Genomic DNA, 18,598 nt, shown 5'->3' with positions numbered 1-18,598 from the left:
GTATCAATTTTATTTTCTCAAAAAATCAAATTTGAGAGAGCTGCTTTCCTGTTGTCTTTTTAGAGCAATTTTCATAAGTGTTTTCATACAAATGTTAGTTGAACGAATCGGGCCGTTACTGGCTGTTAGATTTCCCACTTAGAATTTTCAAGTTTCCTTCATTCTTGAAGTGGGAGTCTTACAGCCAGTTACACTGCGATAAAGGATGATTGAATGAATAAACACCTATTTCTTCATGGGGGCAGCCCTCCCTTCACAATCAAAATGGCACAAAAATTCACAAAAAAAATATCGGTAACAAATGCATTTATCTCCATCTTATTTGTAGAAAGAGATGGATGGGAGCAATATATGCCAAAATACACACATAGGCTGGATCAATTAGGTTTTAATCAATTCTATTACTTGCCTCTCCCATCAACACCAATTGAGATCGTGACCGATTGTTTAAAAAACAGTGCAGGGATTATTATCGGTGGTGGAGATACAAATTTATATGCTGATTATATTATAGATACATCTATTTCCAGCACGATAAAAGAAAGATACGAGTCAGGCATCCCGGTTGCAGGGTTTTCTGCCGGTGCCTTAATCAGTCCTGAGCTTTGCATTATTTCATCAAAAGACAATGAACAGAATGAATTTCAATATAGAAAGGGATTGGGATTAATCTCCGAAGTATTGATTGCTGTCCACTTCACCCAATGGAATGATGAAGATCATTTGAAACACGCGGTAAATACAATTAAATGCCATAAAAATTACGGCATAGACGAAGGCACTTGTGTTTACTTTTTCAACGAAGAAGTTCATTCGATGGAAGGCAATGGTGTTTACAGTTTGGAAAATGATATTCTTAGAAAAATACATTAATATTATTGTTCTATGAGCCATTGTATATAAAAAGATCCAAATCATGTGCGATTTGGATCTTTTTATATACATCCTGTTAAACAGCATTCTTTTTCTTCATCTGTTTACTTCTGAGCTGACCACATGCAGCATCGATATCCGCACCATTTTCCCAGCGTACGCCACAATGGATCCCTTTTTCCTTTAATGTTTCAAAAAACGTCTGGATCGTATCCGAATCACTGCGCTGATAATAGCTATGTTCGTCAACCGTATTATATGGAATTAAATTGACATAAGCTAGATGACGATGACCTTTAAGAAGTTTTGCAAGCTCTAAAGCCTCTTCCCTGTGATCATTGACGTCCTTCAGCATAATATATTCATACGTAATTCGCCGGTTTGTTTTTTCCAAATAATAATCAACAGCCTTCATGAGTTTTTCAATAGGAAAAGCTTTGTTGATTTTCATAATTTGTGTTCTCAGTTCATTGTTTGGCGCATGAATGGAAATGGCCAGATTCACTTGAATGCCAGTATCAGCAAACTCATATATTTTATGGGCAAGACCGCTTGTTGAAACGGTAATATGTCTTGCGCCGATATTTAATCCCTTGTCATCATTGACAACGTATAGAAAATCCATCAGATTAGTAAAGTTATCAAACGGCTCTCCGATACCCATCACAACAATATGGCTGACCCGGTCGCCTTCCCCTTTTTCATCCAGGTGCTTCTGGACATTCATAATCTGCTCCACGATTTCCCCGCTGGAAAGGTCCCGGCTTTTCGTTAATAAGCCGCTCGCACAAAAGGAACAGCCGATATTACAGCCAACCTGTGTGGTCACACAAACAGACAGTCCGTAATTAAAACGCATAAGCACTGTTTCAATTAAATTGCCGTCTGCCAGTCTAAATAAGTATTTAATTGTGCCATCTTTAGATTCCTGCTTCAGTTCTTCTTTTGTTGTATGCAGGACAAAGTTCTCTTCCAATAACTCGATGGTTTGTTTATTCACGTTTTTCATATCCGCGAATGTTGCCACACGTTTTTTATACAACCAATTCCACACCTGGTCTACACGAAATCTTTGTTGACCATGTTCAGTAAGCCAATCCGACAATTGATCATATGTTAGTCCATAAATGGATTTTTTTGTCATTTTTGAAACCTCATTTCAAGAGAAACCTTACTTACTATATATTGCAATTACGTATGTTACTACATAATAAGAAATTTGGCAACAGAGACAGACTCACTGACCCCTGTTGCCATATACAAAAGCGCCTCAAAAATGAGGGATTTTCCCATTATCTTAAAATCCAAATCCTCCTATTATATTATCCAACATACTACCCATGAAAATACCGATAATGTCTTGAATTAAGAAACTGGCAATAAAAAAGGAAACTATGTAGATTCCAAGAAGCACATACATTCGATCGAATCCATTCGCTGTTTTTTCAAGAATGACAAACGTAGGTATCATCAAAATAATGCCCAGCAAACCTAAAACAACAAGTGCTCCAGCTGTTGTCAAGCCAAGGGAAGCTAATAGACCACCCAACAATGACAAAGCTAAAAAAGGAATTGAATAAGCACCAGCTTTCGCTACAACATCTGTAAACGAAAGTGCATACCCAGTCAGTTTTGTACCTCCGAAAGTTAGAACTGATACAACCGCAAATAAAATAAGAGATTGTACTAAAGGTACAACAAAGCTGTCAACAAAAGAGATTTCTACAAAAAATGAACCTAGCGATCTTGCTATCATGTAAGTTCCCAGTGCAATAAGTAAAGAGAATATAACCATTGTAATAATTCCTGGAATCAACTCATTGCTTCTGGATTTAGTAGCTTCGGATGGGCTTTTTAGCATTCTGATTAAAAAATTTCCGAAATTAGCCGCTTCATTTTTTATTTTTTCTACAAATTCATTTGACTGACTTTGCTCCGAATTGTCCTCCTTTTCCAGCTGTACATCTTCACCCCCAGGTTCTGCAGGTGCATCAGCATGGACTGCAGCATCGGATGTAGCTGCGGATTCTTCATTTTGCAGCTGCGCACCACAATTCGCACAAAATTTTCCTTCCCCTGTTTCTTGCTCACAATTAGAACAAACCATATAATCCTCTCCTTTTCTATAAATATACATAACTTTCGACACATTGTTAACCCCTTATTTATAACTAAAAAGTTCTTAACTGGGTAGTCGAAAGCCTTCTATAAATATAAGTATATCAACAAAAAGGCCATAAGGACAGCATTACTGTCCTTATGGAAGTGTTGTTTCTCCCATTAGATAGCGGTCGCATTCACGAGCTGCTCCCCTGCCTTCATTAATAGCCCAGACGATGAGGCTTTGACCGCGACGGGTATCACCTGCAGCAAATATGCCTTCTACATTGGTGGTATAATCTTCATGTTCTGCTTTTACTGTAGAACGAGCTGTAGTTTCCACGCCGAGCTGTTCGATCAGCTCCTGCTCGGGGCCACTGAAACCGATTGCGACCAGCACGAGATCTGCCGGCCAAACTTTTTCCGTACCGGGGATTTCTTCACGGACTTTATTGCCTTTTTCGTCAAAACGCGTCTTTACGTTAATCGTATGCACTTCTTTTATATTATCCTTTTCGTCTCCTGCAAATTTCTTTGTCATCACGGTATATGCACGCGGATCATCACCGAAAGCCGCTTCGGCTTCCTTGTGGCCATATTCCACACGATGTATCGTCGGGTATTGCGGCCACGGGTTGGTTTCCTCATCGCGTACAAGCCCTTTTTTATCATAAATATCAAATTGCGTGAGGCTCTTGCAATTATGTCTTGTTGATGTAGCCAGGCAGTCTGTCCCTGTATCTCCCCCGCCGATGACAATAACATCCTTATCTGCAGCGGATATATAATTACCATCCTCCAGGTTGGAGTCCAGGAGACTCTTCGTGTTGGCATGCAGAAAGTCCATTGCACGGTGAATACCTTTTAAATGGCTTCCTTCGACTTGAATATCCCGATGGACCGCAGCTCCCCCGCATAGGATGACAGCATCAAAATCATCTTCCAGCTCAGGTACCGTTACATCCTTGCCAACCTCTGTATTAGTCACAAAATGGATGCCTTCCGCTTCCAAAATAGATACCCTGCGCAACACGATATCATAAGAAAGCTTCATCTCAGGAATACCATAAGTCAGCAGTCCACCAATCCGGTCGGCTTTTTCAAAAACAGTTACCGTGTGCCCTGCTTTATTCAATTGGGCAGCCGCAGAAAGTCCCGCGGGTCCGGAACCTACGATAGCAACGCTTTTCCCGGTCCTTCTTTCCGGTGGCTCAGGCACGATCCATCCATTTTCAAAACCTTTTTCTATAATGGAGCGTTCCACGGTACGGATTGCAACTGGAGGCTCATTGATTCCAAGCACACAAGCACCTTCACACGGAGCAGGACAGGCGATACCAGTGAACTCCGGAAAATTATTCATTTCCTGCGCCCGCTCCAATGCTTCCTTCCATTTTCCTTGATAGACAAGGTGGTTCCATTCAGGGATGAGATGATAAACCGGACATCCTGTTGTCACCCCGTTAATTTCCATTCCAGTATGGCAGGTGGGTACACCACAATCCATACAGCGCGCTCCCTGTATTTGCACTTCCTTCTCAGTCATCGGCTTTGTATAATCATTCCAATCCTTCGTGCGGACCGATGGATCTCTTTCATGTCTTGTTATTCTTTCATATTCCATAAAACCTGTTTGTTTTCCCATCAAAGTCCTCCTTTTTTAGCAGGCAAGATAATATAGGAGTTGATGGCCCTTAGTAGAGAGCCATCATGATTTCTCACCTGCATCATTGAAACAGTGCCTTGCAAAAAGTCAGGTTTTCTAAAAACGATCAGCTATACCTTTGTAACTTCCAGTTTATTTAATGATTCTTTTTCTCTCACAGGCTGCTTGCTCTCCTCAAAGGCCTGCATTTCTGCCTCACCTGTACTCATTCCTTCGTTCATTAAAGCATTGATTCTAGCCTGCATTTGTGCATAGGCTTTAGGAATGACTCGTACAAATTTCCCCATATTTTCTTCCCAATAGGTCAAAATACGATTGGCATGTTTACTGTCCGTGTAGTCCACATGGTTCCTGATTAACTGGTATACTTTTTTCAATTCCACAAAATCGGTCAATGGTTCCACGTCGACAAGTCCTTTATTTACTTTTTCTTCAAATGTGTTGTCAGGATCATATATATAAGCTGCACCTCCGGACATACCTGCCGCGAAGTTTTTCCCGGTTGATCCCAGGACAACGACCGTTCCGCCGGTCATATATTCACAGCCGTGGTCACCTACACCTTCTACAACAATCGATGCCCCGCTGTTTCTTACAGCAAAACGTTCACCTGCTAGTCCTCTTATATACGCTTCACCTCTAGAAGCACCGTAAAAGGCAACATTGCCGATAATTGTATTTTTCTCTGCCGGAAAGGTGACAATCGGATCTGGATGTACAATAATTTTTCCACCGGACAGTCCTTTTCCGACAAAATCATTGGCATCCCCAATCAACCTGAGTGTCATCCCAGGAGGAATAAAGCCGCCAAAGCTCTGACCGGCTGAGCCGTTAAAACCTAATTTGATCGTATCTTCTGGCAATCCACCCGCACCGTAGCGTCTAGTTACTTCGCTGCCGAGCAGTGTGCCTGTCACCCGGTGAATATTACGGATAGCAGTTGTAAATTCAACTGGCTTTCCGTATTCCAAAGCTGGCTTGCAAATCGGAATTAACTCCTGGTAATCAAGGGTCTTCTCTATTCCATGGTTTTGTTCCACCTGTTTATAATTTCCTGTTTTTGGTGTTAACTCAGGCTGGTGAAGCAGTGCGGATAAGTCCAACCCCTCTGCCTTCCAATGATCCAGGTTTTCTTTCCGCTTTAAAATATCTGTACGTCCTATCATTTCGTTAATTGTTCGGAATCCGAGCTCTGCCATGATTTCGCGGGCATCACGCGCTACAAACCGCATGAAATTCGCCACATGCTCCGGATCGCCAGTAAACTTTTTTCTCAGCTCCGGATTTTGCGTGGCCACTCCCACCGGACATGTGTCCAAATGGCAGACACGCATCATGACACAACCGATCACAACGAGCGGAGCAGTGGCGAAACCAAACTCTTCTGCACCAAGCAAAGAAGCTGTCACAACATCCCGGCCGGTCATCATTTTACCGTCCGTCTCTACGACGATTTTTTCTCTTAAGCCATTTAACAGCAGTGTTTGATGTGTCTCCGCAAGACCGATTTCCCATGGAAGTCCGGTATGCTTCAGACTCGTTTTCGGTGCTGCTCCCGTTCCGCCATCATAGCCGCTGATCACTACGACATCAGCACGGCCCTTGGCCACACCTGCTGCAATCGTCCCGACACCTACTGCGGAAACAAGCTTTACACTGATTCTTGCTTTCGGATTCGTGTTTTTCAGGTTATAAATTAATTCTGCTAAATCTTCAATAGAATAAATATCATGGTGCGGCGGCGGCGAAATTAATTCAACACCGGGGGTGGAACCGCGAACCTCAGCAACCCATGGATACACTTTTTTCCCCGGCAGGTGTCCACCTTCTCCGGGCTTTGCACCCTGGGCGACTTTAATTTGAATTTCACTCGCATTTACCAGGTAATGGCTGTTCACACCAAATCTGCCGGAAGCCACCTGTTTAATCGCACTTTTTCTCAAATCACCATTTTCATCCGGCATAAAGCGATCCGGAGATTCCCCGCCTTCCCCGCTGTTGCTTTTGCCGCCGATACGGTTCATCGCAATGGCCAATGCTTCATGGGCTTCCTGACTGAGTGAGCCGTAAGACATTGCCCCAGTCTTAAATCTAGCACATATCGCTTCAACGGATTCCACCTCGTCAATCGGGACTGGCTTTCGCTTCTTTTTAAAATCTATCAGTCCCCTTAATGACTGTAAATTATTTTTTTCATTGTTTAACAGATCAGTATATTCCTTGAAAAGATCATAATCGTTTGTCCGGCATGCATGCTGGAGCGTTGGTATTGTCTTTGGATTATACTGATGATCCTCCCCGTTGATCCGGTACTGATAATCATCCCCATGATGGAGGGAATGATTTGCACCGCGGTTTTCGTTAAATCCATCACGATGCCGCATCAATGCTTCTTTTTCAATCATATCCAGCCCAATACCGCCGAGTCTGGAGGCAGTTCCAGTAAAATATTTGTCAATAACATCCTCATGGATCCCGAGTGCCTCAAAGATTTGAGCTCCCCGGTAGCTTTGTATCGTGGAAATTCCCATTTTGGATAATATTTTAACGATCCCGTCTGTCACTGCCTGATTGTACTGCTCTATTGCCTGTTTCGGCAACATGGATTTGATATCTTCTTGGTCTACTAAATCCATGATAGATTCATAGACCAAATATGGGTTAATCCCTTCTGCCCCATAGCCGATTAATGTAGCAAAATGATGCACTTCACGGGGTTCGCCCGATTCGAGCAGTAGGCTTACCTTCGTCCGGACACCGTTTCGGATCAAATGATGGTGCAGACCGGAAACCGCCAGCAAGGACGGAATCGCCACATGGTTTTCATCCGTTCCGCGATCTGATAATACAAGCAGAACAGCCCCTGCTTCCATAGCTTTATCCGCCTCATTAAATAACCTTTCCATAGCATCTTCCAGATTGCCCGCTGCAGCCGGAAAAAGCGTGGATAATGTGGCAGCTTTAAATCCGTCCAGTTGCCCCATTTGCAGTTTATTGAGCTCATCATTTGTCAGTAGTGGGGTTTTCAAACGGATATGCTTGCAGCTGGTTTCATCCGGACTGGTCAAATTACCTTCGCTTCCAATCGTAGTTTCTACCATCGTAATGATTTTTTCCCGGATGGCATCAATCGGCGGGTTGGTTACCTGGGCAAATAATTGCTTGAAATAGTTATACAAATTCTGTGGTTTTTTTGATAAAACAGCAAGTGGTGAATCGTAACCCATCGAACCGATTGGGTCCTTCCCTTCTGTCACAAGCGGTTTTATTATTTTTTCCACATCTTCTTTTGTATAGCCAAATGCACGCTGCTGTCTCCGCAAATCAGCATCTTTGATCCGATTTTTCACTTTTTCAACTTCCGGGATGTCTTCCAGGTTTACTTTATTTTTTAACCATTCTTTATACGGCTGTTGGGAAGCAATCTCCTTTTTAATATCCTCATCCGGTACGATAATCCCGTTTTCCAAATCAACCAGCAGTATCTTCCCTGGCTGCAGCCGATCTTTATATAATATGTCATCGGCAAAAATATCCAGCGCACCCACTTCAGAGCCAAGCACGATCATACCGCTTTTCGTTACGTAATAGCGAGCAGGCCGCAAGCCGTTTCTGTCTAGGCTCGCACCAATCTGGGTTCCATCTGTAAAAACAAATGCCGCCGGTCCGTCCCACGGCTCCATTAAGGAACTGTGGTATTCATAAAAATCTCGTTTCGCCGCACTCATGCTGTCATCATTTGCCCAAGGCTCAGGCACCATCATCATCGCGGTATGTGCCAGTGAGCGTCCGGATAAATGCAGAAATTCCAGCGTGTTATCGAAAATCGATGAATCACTGCCATCCTCATCATTTACCGGAAGTATATTTTTCATGTCCTCTTCCGGAAAATGCGTTGATGAAAGCATTTTTTCTCTTGCTCGCATCCAATTCACATTTCCGCGTAATGTATTGAATTCCCCGTTATGGATGGTATAACGATTTGGATGCGCTCTTTTCCAGCTCGGAAATGTGTTTGTGCTGAACCGGGAATGGACAAGGGCCACTGCCGATTTGAAATCCGGATGGTTTAAATCAATATAGAAGGAATCAACCTGCTCCGGTATGAGCATTCCTTTATAAACAATGGTTCTCGTGGACAGGCTGCATATATAAATATCATCATACACTAGGTTATTCGCCACTTCTTTTTCAATCCGCTTGCGTATAACAAATAACTTACGTTCAAATTCCATATGGTCCTTTACATCCGCGGACCGCTGTACGAAAAATTGCCTAATGGAAGGCTGGCTTTTTGCTGCAACGTCCCCGATAAATGACTCATTGACAGGGACAGGACGCCAGCCAAGAAAGGTTTGCCCCTCCTCTTCCACAATGCGTTCAAATACTTTTTTGCTTTCCATACGTACTTCATGGTCCCTCGGAAGAAAAACCATGCCTATCCCGTACTTACCTTTTCTCGGCAAGGTGATATTTTCTTTGGCGCATTGTTTTTGAAAAAAGCGATCGGGAATCTGAGTCAATATTCCGGCACCGTCCCCGGTACTCGTATCGGCAGATTGCCCGCCGCGATGTTCCATATTGCAAAGCATATTAATCGCGTTCTGTACTATATTATGTGTCTTCCTGCCATTAATATTGGCTATCATCCCGATCCCGCATGCTTCATGCTCAAACTTCGGATGATAAAGGCCCTGAGGCTTAGGGTATCCTTTTCTTGCTTGCACTGTATTATTTTCCATGTATACAGCAGCTCCTTTCTAGAATAATATGAGTTATTGGACTCAGCGTATAGTCCAGGAAATTGCAGGAAGGCATATTTGATTATGGAATTAATTGGATTTTAAAGTAAAAAAATACCTTTTATTTGGTGGTTCCTTCATTATATCACGATTTTTTCTTTCCCATAAAATTCAGATTAATGGTTTTACTGATCTTTTACGGGTATTAGCTGTTCACTTTCAATTTGGAAATTATAACCATGTAAGGTGAAACCTTATGGGAGTAGTGATGATGGGATTGCAAAATAGCAATTTAATAAAATATAATTTTTTTATGGCTTATCACGTATTTCAGGCTATTTCATCTCTAAACGAGATTGATTGAATCGGAACAATCTTCTTTTGAGATATATCTGATCTTCAAGCTGAAAACTGGACGATTATTTATAAAACACGTAGTATTTCTTACTAAGGAATTAGTGAACAGGAGGTTCAAAATTGGTTTCTCATCAAATGAAAAAATTCAATAATATACCGCTTTCTGTGCTGGATCTGGCGCCTGTCAATGAAGGCGGAACACCAAAGGAATCTTTTAAAAGCAGTGTAAAGCTCGCACAGCATGTGGAAAAGCTGGGATTTAACCGCTACTGGCTGGCAGAACACCATAATATGCCTGGAATAGCCAGTTCAGCAACATCCGTGATTATGGGTCATATTGCGGAAAAAACAAATCATATGCGCATTGGTGCTGGCGGAGTCATGCTTCCCAACCATGCAACACTTGTAATTGCCGAGCAATTCGGCACGTTGGAATCCCTTTATCCCGGACGGATTGATTTAGGCTTGGGACGCGCCCCTGGAAGTGATCAAGCTACAGCTTATGCCCTTCGCAGAACGCTTAATATGAGTGTGGAGGATTTTCCTATGCAAGTGGATGAACTGCAGGATTATTTTTCAGACCATCCTGTTTCCCGTGTAAAAGCAGTACCCGGGCAAGGACTTAATATTCCTATCTGGCTGCTTGGCTCCAGTGACTTTAGTGCAAAACTGGCTGCACAAAAAGGACTGCATTTTTCATTTGCCAGCCACTTTGCTCCGGCTTATACGATACCTGCTCTGCAGCTGTACAGGGATCGTTTCCAGCCATCAGACACATTGGAAAAACCATATGCGATGGTCGGGGTGAATGTTATTGCAGCAGATTCGGATAAAAAAGCAAAATATATCGCTACCTCCCTGCAGCAGCAATTTTTAAGCATTCGCAGAGGTCAGCCTATGAAGTTGCAGCCACCGCTTGAAAATATTGAAGAAGTATACTCACCGATGGAGATGGAGGCCATCAAGCAGTCTCTTGATCCAAGGACAACCATTATTGGTGATAAGGATACGGTAAGAAAGGGACTGGAGGAGTTCCAGGAGGCAACACAGGCAGATGAAATCATTGTCAGCGCACAAATTTTTGATGTGGAAGATCGCCTGCGTTCCTTTGAAATTGTTTCTGAGTTGATGGAATGAATATTCCCCCCACTTAATTTTCTATTCAAAAATTTGAAGTGGGGGTTTCTAACGTATCGACACATTCCCGCTTAACGTCAGTGGAGCTGTCACATTGGTGAACTATTTACACCCAGCCCCTCTATACCATCGGTCTCGCCTTTGGTACTTCTTTTAAATAATCCTGGGTTGCCAAACATTCACGGAGTCTGCAGTCGGCGCTTGTTTATTTGGTAACTTACTCACAAATTTCCTTAATATGTTCGCTGCTCCGTTTATATCGGCATTTAACAGTAATCCTTTACAAGTACGATAAAGCCCACGTTCACTCGTTTTCCAGTGAATACGGGATTATCCTTCTTTTCATCAAATATAGGAATATCATCCCCATCTATAAAACTCGCTTTTGATGTGTACGATTCTTCTATCGTGATGACACGAATCCCGCATTTTTCCGCCTTGTATGTAATCATGTTGATCAGCATGGCATGCGGAGTGCTGACAAATGATTGATTACTCGTTTTGCCAATATTTATTTTTTGCTTCCAGCCTTCGTTTTTTCCAATAATAATTGTGTCTACCTTTTCTTCCAAGGCAAGATTCACAATTTTATCGCAGTGTAACTGGCTGTAAGACTCCCACTTCGAGAATGAAGGAAACATGAAAATGCTAAGTGGGAGATCTAACAGCCAGTAACGGCCCGATTCGTTCAACTAACATTCAGTGGGGGATGAAAAGAAACCCCCCACTGAATGAAGTTTCCCTTTATGGCTGGCTTTATGAAAGATGTCCTTTAGCTTTCGGTGCCTAACCTGATGAAGCCGTTCCAATCGTTTTGACGTGAAAGGTCCTTCATTTGATGCCTTCCCATGACGAAGAATCCCAAGCAAATGCGCTTTTTGTTTGTTGTAATATTGATTGATCGATTTTACATTTCCGCCTTTTATTATAAAGGGAGATGTACCCGTATTTGTCACACCGGAAACAAGGTTATTTATACCCACATCCAGTGCCATACATCTATTGCTATCCGTTGGTTCTATCGCGTCATATTCTACTTTTCTTACTAATTCCACCACATAGTGACCATACTTGGGAATGATGCGCACTTGCATTAATTTTCCTTCTGCCATTCCCAATTTGCCAATATTAAGTTTTAGTTTTGTCTTCGGGAACTTTAAATATTTCTGTTCTTTGATGCAGCAGTCCTGGTTGGTGAAAATAATATCTTTCTCTGAGGTGCGGGAGTAGCCTGGGATGCGAGGTCTGGCGTTGTACTTTACCGGGTGATCTTTGTAATGCATAAAAACTTTTCCAGTTTTGAAAAACGGCTTTCATTACCCATTGGCTGCTCTGTATTGGTAAGGAAAGATAATCGGGTTGTTTAATTACATGAAATAAGCTGTTTAAAAAGTTATAATGAAGATATGGTTTTTCTTTTGTTGGTGCTTCAAATAGGTTGCATGTGACTTCTTTTTGCTTTTCAACAGGCTTTTTACTTTCTTTTTCCAGCCTGCGTTGATAAGCTTGTTGCTGTTTTTCGTTCATTGGCTCTAAGTTTTGACGGATGGTTTCCAAAACTTCTTGTTGTAAGGGATGCAGTGTGTTTTCACCTTTTAATCCCGTAAAAACCTGTCTGATATAAAAGTTTACTGCATTATACATATTTTTTGCATTTTGGCACATTTGGTTCAAGTATGGGTGCATGCGATGACCCGGCTTGATCCAGATTTGGTCCGTTTTATAATAAAACGTTTGATTCTTTTTGATGAGACTTCACCTCCCACAAAGAATATATGTTCTTTTTATTATAGCACCTATGTTCTTGAACGGGAAGTCGGATCATTTGAATTGGCATAAACCAACCCTGATCCGAAGTCGATTCACCCCCACCCTACTCACATGGTTCCTTGAGGATGGAGTACTCTCGACTGGGATTGATATGATGATGAAAAGCCACCTTCTCCCTATTGGAGGGTGGCTTTTCATATGTAGAGCACATTTTTATCTATTCTAAGAGAAAAGGCTGTCTGTATTCCAGCTTTTACAGAGCGGCTCCGGGTCGTTCTCGAGCGGCTTTTGATGGATGACGAGCGACTTTTGCGGTTCCCGAGCAACTTTTCCGGATTGTCGAACGACTTCCAGTGTCTTAGCAGGCAATACTTTTATTTAGATTTCTCATGCAGCAGTTTTTTAATTTCCTTTAATTCTTCCTGTACCTCAGACAGTTTTATATCTGTTGGCGTGGGCGTTTCCTCCCGATTTGCCTCTTCCACATTATTAACAATGACACCGACAAATAAATTAATAATGACAAACGCACCTATCACAATGAATGTGACAAAATACCACCATGATGATGGTTCTTCTTCCAGAATCGGTCTCATGATAGCACTTGACCAGGATTCCAGCGTGATAACCTGGAATAGAGATAATAAGGAGTCATGCAAGGAGCCGAAATATTCAGGTGCAATGGTTTGAAACATCATCGTTCCAATTACAGCATATATATAAAAGAATAGTCCAAGCAGAAGCATGATCGTCCCCATAGAGGGTATTGTTAGCAGTAGTGCATTTACTATTTTCCGCAGTGATGGAATAACAGATATGGCACGGAGAACACGAAGCACCCTCAATATCCGGAGTACAGTAACATAGTACGAACCAACTAAAATATGGCCGGCTGCCACAATGACAAAATCAAATATATTCCACGGTTCCTTGAAAAACGACCCAATCGACCTGCTTCCAATCAGCCTTATTGCAATTTCCAAAGAAAAAATCCAAAGCAGAATTCGATCGCCTATGTATAGCCAGTTTCCATAACTATCTAAAATAACCGGATAGGTTTCCAACCCTACAATTACTGCATTGACAAAAATCAAAGCAATAATAACGTTTATAAACCAGGGGTGGCCGGCAATGTTTGCGCATAGTTGTCTATAGCTTTTCATGAAATAAGTAATCTCCCTTCAGATATAATTTTACTTATTTCATGGATAAATGTCATCTAATATTTCGGAAGGAGATAAGATATAGTTTAGAAGTTGAGGATGCGCTTCTATTTATAAAACCTATTTAAAGAAACATGTAGTCCCGATTACCTTGAACCTCCCGCTGTATATTTAAATCATCTTCACTTTTTGGAATAAAGGATGACGAAATCTAATATTACACAACACAAAAACACCCCTTTGGACACGTCATATCCAAAGGGGGAAAATGGTTTTACTTTATTTCCACCGTACATTCTCCATAATAAACCTGCTTTTAGGTAAGGTTGGCATTCTTACCATACTATAGCTGAGGTCTTGCTCAGGAACATCATAATCTAATCGTTTCGCTAAGAATTCAAGACTTATTTTCATCAGTTCTATGGTGATCCATTCACCGGCACAACGGTGGCCATCGTGATAATCCCCGCCGCCTTGAGGCACGAAGTTAAACGGGCTTCCCTCCCAATCATGAAACCGTTCCGGCCAGAATATATTCGGATTTTCCCATAAATCAGGACTGTGATTGATACCGTAAACATCAAGTAAAACTAATGTATCTTCTTTAAAAGGGAATCCTTTCCACGCAAAATCTTTTTTTACCTTTGCTCCTAAAAATGGACCAAACGGGTAATAGCGGCGAACTTCCTGCGTAAACATCTGACTATATTTTTCATCATGATCATTGATAAGCTTTTCGCGAGTTTCAGGGTAATCATGCATCGCAAGCGCCCCGAACATGACATAGCGGCCAATGGCAACAATCGGCCGTAATAAATTCAATACTTCTACCGCTGCAGTTTTTATATCAAGCAGCTCATGGTTTAAATCTCTATGCCAGGCTACGGCAAAGAGAGGCTTGTTCTCTACTATAGTCATTTCATTATTGCGGATTTTTTCAATTATATTCTCTATCCACTTTTCAGCGCGATTTCTTGCCATTCGCCCTTCCCAATGACGCGGACCTACTGCACCAAATGCATCAATCATGGAAGCGAGATCCTTCGTTCTAATCATGAGGTTTTTTGCTTTTAGTGGTACTCCAGCCCATTGGCATGCTGTAATGCATAGAATTTTTTCTGCTTCATATAGAAGTTCCCTTCTTTCTCCACGCTGCCACTTATCCGCAGCTATTTCCCATTGTTTCTCTGCTATTTGCCGAATTTCTTTTATACTTTCCGGTGTCATCTGAGACATGAACAGTTTTTTGCGATTTCGATGTGCTGCCCCGTCCATTCCCTGCACGCCACCTTGACCAAAAAGGCTTTCTTTTATACGATGGGGAGCAACGCCTTCCCGCTTAAATAGCGTATTATCATAAAATACTTCTCCTGCTTCCTCGCCACTGATGCAGATGACCTTCTGCCCCCCGAGGAGCCTAGTTTGGAAAATATTTGTATTCATTCTTTCCATTCTATTCGGGATAAAATAAAAGCCCTCTTTCATCAATGCCAAACTGTTATCCAATCCTTTTTCTGTGGGTATCTGCTTTACTGAAGTCATAACAAATCTCCTTTTCGGATCGCTTTACAGATAGCTTACCCAGTATATGTTAGAATCAAACAAACCAATTTTGAGGCTGGTTTAGTTTTGTAACGGGGAAGATTTTTTCATTAGTTGAGTGTTAATTAGTGACCTTGGTAATGTTCAGGTGACATGTAGAAAAGTAGAGTGATTTTGATACCTTTTTAGCTGCCAATCACTAATAGATATATCCTTACAAAATTCCAGCCGCTAATTTTCTACAATAAGCCAATCCATACCAAAAACAGTACCAATTCCAAAAATAAAGCTCCATAAACCGATGCTAATTGTCATCCATACCGTCGTCCAGTATTTATTTGCACCAAGGGTCATTCCAATAACAACCGCGATATGCGTTCCTATAATCAGTGGCCCCAGCAGGGATAATCCTGGCAGCCCATATTTATTCCACAGGTTTCTCCCCCGTACCATTTTTGAAGATCGGCTCAGATCCTTTTTCTTCTTTTTTTGCCTTCTCTTTTTATTCCAGCCCTGGATTTTTTCAAACGCTACAATTAAAGGTACTACTGTAAGCATATTACCTATAAACGCCAAAATGATCACCCAAAACGGGGATAATCCCGCTACTATTCCCAGCGGAATAACGAGTGCGACTTCCATCCATGGAATGGCAGCACCAAGAATTACCAGGAAATACTCCATTAGCAGGCACCTCCATTTTTCGTCAAAATTCCTTCTCAGTATAGCATTTTTTTATTTATCTGCCAGTTGTAAGCACTGTAAATAAGTTATATAATGAAAGAATAAGAGAAAAATAGAAGAGGATGAGAATATGGGAAAGCGAATTTTTTATTTCTTGCTAACTAACATTTTAGTTTTAGCTACAATTACGATTATCTTCACGCTTATCCCCGGCACCTGGAATTATGTACAGGATGGCGCTATTAATTTCGGTACATTACTTATTTTCAGTGCGGTGATCGGTTTTACCGGCTCCTTTATTTCGCTCGGGATCTCCCGCTGGATGGCAAAGAAAATGATGGGTGTCCGTGTTATTGATCCAAATACAGCGACTGGTCATGAAAGGGAAGTCGTGGAAAAGGTACATCGCCTTTCCAGAGCTGCCGGTATGATGCATATGCCGGAAGTGGGGATTTACAATTCAAGAGAGGTTAATGCTTTTGCCACCGGACCGACAAAAAAGCGTTCATTGGTGGCTGTCTCTACCGGGTTAATTGAAGAAATGGATGACGATGCGGTCGAAGGGGTTATCGCCCACGAGGTTGCCCACGTAGCAAATGGAGACATGGTGACAATGACATTGCTGCAAGGTGTAGTAAATACATTTGTTGTGTTCCTTGCCCGTATTGCAGCATTTGCTGTCTCCCGCCTGGTCAGGTCAGAGCTTGCACCAATTGTACATTTTCTGGCTATTATTTTCTTTCAGCTTGTACTATCGATTCTAGGAAGTCTTGTTGTCTTTGCATACTCCCGCCACCGTGAATTCCACGCTGACCGCGGAGGAGCCGACCTCGCAGGCAAGGATAAAATGAGACATGCCCTCGAGTCTTTAAAAAACTACAGCAATCGTGTTAAACAAGAAGAAGATACGTCCATTGCCACATTAAAAATAAACGGTCGAAAAAAATCCAATATGTTTTCAACGCACCCGGATATAGATGAACGGATCCGGCGTTTAGTATAACATGACGAAAGCACTTTATGATCACCCCGATTGTAAAGTGCTTTTTTTATATGTTTTTCGGCTTCCTCTTTTCTTCCAAATTTCATAAAAGGTTTAGATTTAACCAACAAGGGTATTAGTAAGCACGGTAAAAATTTCATAAGGAGGACATTTACAAATGGGAAATGATATTACAAATTCCTTTCGCAGCATGCTAGATACACTGATTTCATACATTCCAAACATCATTGCTGCACTATTACTATTATTGCTGGCCTGGATTATTGCTTTTCTGGTCAAAAATATTTTTACAAAGGTATTAAAAAAAGCAGGAACAGACAAAGGTATGGTCAAGACCCGCCTTGCAAGTACAGAAGAGGATGCTGGCGATAAACTTGATCATATCGGAAAGCTACTTTACTTCCTCGTATTTATTCTGTTTTTGCCGCCGATTTTAACCCAGTTGAATATGCATAATGTGGCTGAGCCGATTTCAAATATGATGGGCAAAATGCTGGATTTCATTCCAAACCTGCTGCTAGCGGCTATTATACTGGTTATCGGCTATTTTGTGGCCAAAATCATCAAGCGGCTTGTTTATTCCTTGTTAAATACATTTAATATTGATGGGTGGTTTCATAAGTTTACCAAAAACACAGGGAATAAAGAGGTACTAGAAAGCGATGCAGTTAGCACGGAGGCAGAATATACAACCCGATCTGAACAAAATGCAGGACGTCCAGACGATACAGCTTCACTTGCTAACGTACTCTCCAATATTGTATTCGTGATTGTGCTGATACCAATATTGACTGTCGCACTGGAAACATTAAATGTAGCATCGGTTACAGAGCCAATTATTTCAGTACTGAATATTACACTTTCCATGATTCCAAATATTTTCGTGGCTATCATTTTACTCATCGCCGGCTACTATTTGGCCAAATTCATTTCAGATCTATTGATTAAGCTGATGGAAAGCAGTGGTATCAATAACCTGACGAAAATATTAACCATAAATCATGCTGAAAAAGTGAGCCAAGTGAACCTGTCACACATCATTGGTAAAACTGTCCAAGTGATCATTATTGTCTTTTTCGCTGTAGAAGCATTGAATGTACTGCAATTGGGCGTATTAAACAATATCGGTGCAGCAGTGATTGCTTACCTGCCACTTGTCGTTAGTGCATTGATTATTCTTGGATTAGGATTTATCGGAGGCAACTTCCTCGGAAATTATATTGGAAAGACATCCGGAAATCGCTTCTTCGGCGAGATGATTAAATATACCGTTGTCGTATTTGCTGTCTTCATGACACTAGTTCAGTTGAATTTTGCTGCCAGCATCGTTAACTTGGCATTCCTATTTGTTATCGCAGGACTCTCTATCGCGTTTGCAATTTCTTTTGGTGTTGGCGGACGAGAATTCGCAAAACGCCAGCTGGAGAAATTTGAGGCAAAGATGAAAAAAGAAAATAAAACGGATGATGGAGAAAATAACCCTCCTTTGCAATGATGTCAGAAAAGGTTTTGACAAAGCCCCTCCCCCTGGGGCTTTGTTATTTTATATTTCCAAATGGGT

Annotated in this window: 12 protein-coding genes and 1 pseudogene; 4 read left to right on the top strand and 9 right to left on the bottom strand. The window is 41.6% G+C overall.

The window, feature by feature from the left end; genetic code table 11:
* Positions 1-213: 213 nt before the first annotated feature.
* Positions 214-873: a Type 1 glutamine amidotransferase-like domain-containing protein gene (locus ACDX78_RS04265; protein WP_486025615.1), complete on the top strand. Its 660-nt coding sequence runs from the start codon at positions 214-216 to the stop codon at positions 871-873.
* Positions 874-949: 76 nt separating this feature from the next.
* Here the strand turns inward: ACDX78_RS04265 and rlmN are convergent, their stop codons facing one another.
* The 4 genes from rlmN to gltB form a co-directional block, all read right to left on the bottom strand.
* On the bottom strand, positions 950-2,017 hold the full coding sequence (gene rlmN / locus ACDX78_RS04260) for a dual-specificity RNA methyltransferase RlmN (protein WP_486025614.1): 1,068 nt from the start codon (positions 2,015-2,017) through the stop codon (positions 950-952).
* Positions 2,018-2,170: 153 nt separating this feature from the next.
* Positions 2,171-3,022 carry a hypothetical protein gene (locus ACDX78_RS04255; protein WP_486025612.1) on the bottom strand — a complete coding sequence of 284 codons (852 nt, stop codon included), beginning with the start codon at positions 3,020-3,022 and terminating at the stop codon, positions 2,171-2,173.
* Between the two features lie 108 nt (positions 3,023-3,130).
* Positions 3,131-4,618: a glutamate synthase subunit beta gene (locus ACDX78_RS04250; RefSeq protein ID WP_486025610.1), complete on the bottom strand. Its 1,488-nt coding sequence runs from the start codon at positions 4,616-4,618 to the stop codon at positions 3,131-3,133.
* 131 nt (positions 4,619-4,749) lie between these two features.
* Complete coding sequence (gene gltB, locus ACDX78_RS04245; RefSeq protein WP_486025609.1) at positions 4,750-9,381, bottom strand: glutamate synthase large subunit; 4,632 nt, start codon at positions 9,379-9,381, stop codon at positions 4,750-4,752.
* Positions 9,382-9,873: 492 nt separating this feature from the next.
* On the opposite strand from gltB, the gene ACDX78_RS04240 reads away from it, so the two are divergent.
* Positions 9,874-10,875 carry an LLM class flavin-dependent oxidoreductase gene (locus tag ACDX78_RS04240; protein ID WP_486025634.1) on the top strand — a complete coding sequence of 334 codons (1,002 nt, stop codon included), beginning with the start codon at positions 9,874-9,876 and terminating at the stop codon, positions 10,873-10,875.
* A gap of 266 nt (positions 10,876-11,141) precedes the next feature.
* On the opposite strand, the gene ACDX78_RS04235 is transcribed toward ACDX78_RS04240, so the two are convergent.
* From ACDX78_RS04235 to ACDX78_RS04215, 5 genes and pseudogenes are all read right to left on the bottom strand, one after another.
* Complete coding sequence (locus ACDX78_RS04235; protein ID WP_486025607.1) at positions 11,142-11,516, bottom strand: IS200/IS605 family accessory protein TnpB-related protein; 375 nt, start codon at positions 11,514-11,516, stop codon at positions 11,142-11,144.
* 105 nt (positions 11,517-11,621) lie between these two features.
* Positions 11,622-12,561 (bottom strand): annotated as a pseudogene (locus ACDX78_RS04230) (transposase); the annotation flags it as partial.
* 458 nt (positions 12,562-13,019) lie between these two features.
* Positions 13,020-13,808: an ion transporter gene (locus tag ACDX78_RS04225; RefSeq protein ID WP_486025605.1), complete on the bottom strand. Its 789-nt coding sequence runs from the start codon at positions 13,806-13,808 to the stop codon at positions 13,020-13,022.
* Positions 13,809-14,087: 279 nt separating this feature from the next.
* Positions 14,088-15,350, bottom strand: a complete 1,263-nt coding sequence (cypC, locus tag ACDX78_RS04220) for a CYP152 family fatty-acid peroxygenase CypC (protein ID WP_486025604.1) — start codon at positions 15,348-15,350, stop codon at positions 14,088-14,090.
* A 231-nt stretch (positions 15,351-15,581) separates the two neighbouring features.
* Positions 15,582-16,034, bottom strand: coding sequence for a small multi-drug export protein (locus ACDX78_RS04215; RefSeq protein WP_486025602.1), 453 nt, complete (start codon positions 16,032-16,034; stop codon positions 15,582-15,584).
* 130 nt (positions 16,035-16,164) lie between these two features.
* Here ACDX78_RS04215 and htpX point away from each other — a divergent pair, with 130 nt between their 5' ends.
* Positions 16,165-17,037 carry a protease HtpX gene (gene htpX, locus ACDX78_RS04210; protein ID WP_486025601.1) on the top strand — a complete coding sequence of 291 codons (873 nt, stop codon included), beginning with the start codon at positions 16,165-16,167 and terminating at the stop codon, positions 17,035-17,037.
* A 157-nt stretch (positions 17,038-17,194) separates the two neighbouring features.
* Complete coding sequence (locus ACDX78_RS04205) at positions 17,195-18,532, top strand: mechanosensitive ion channel (protein ID WP_486025600.1); 1,338 nt, start codon at positions 17,195-17,197, stop codon at positions 18,530-18,532.
* Positions 18,533-18,598: the final 66 nt, after the last annotated feature.

Source organism: Virgibacillus oceani, assembly GCF_041521345.1.
Lineage (GTDB): Bacteria > Bacillota > Bacilli > Bacillales > Amphibacillaceae > Virgibacillus_N > Virgibacillus_N oceani_A.
This window is presented reverse-complemented; position numbering and strand designations above follow the sequence as displayed.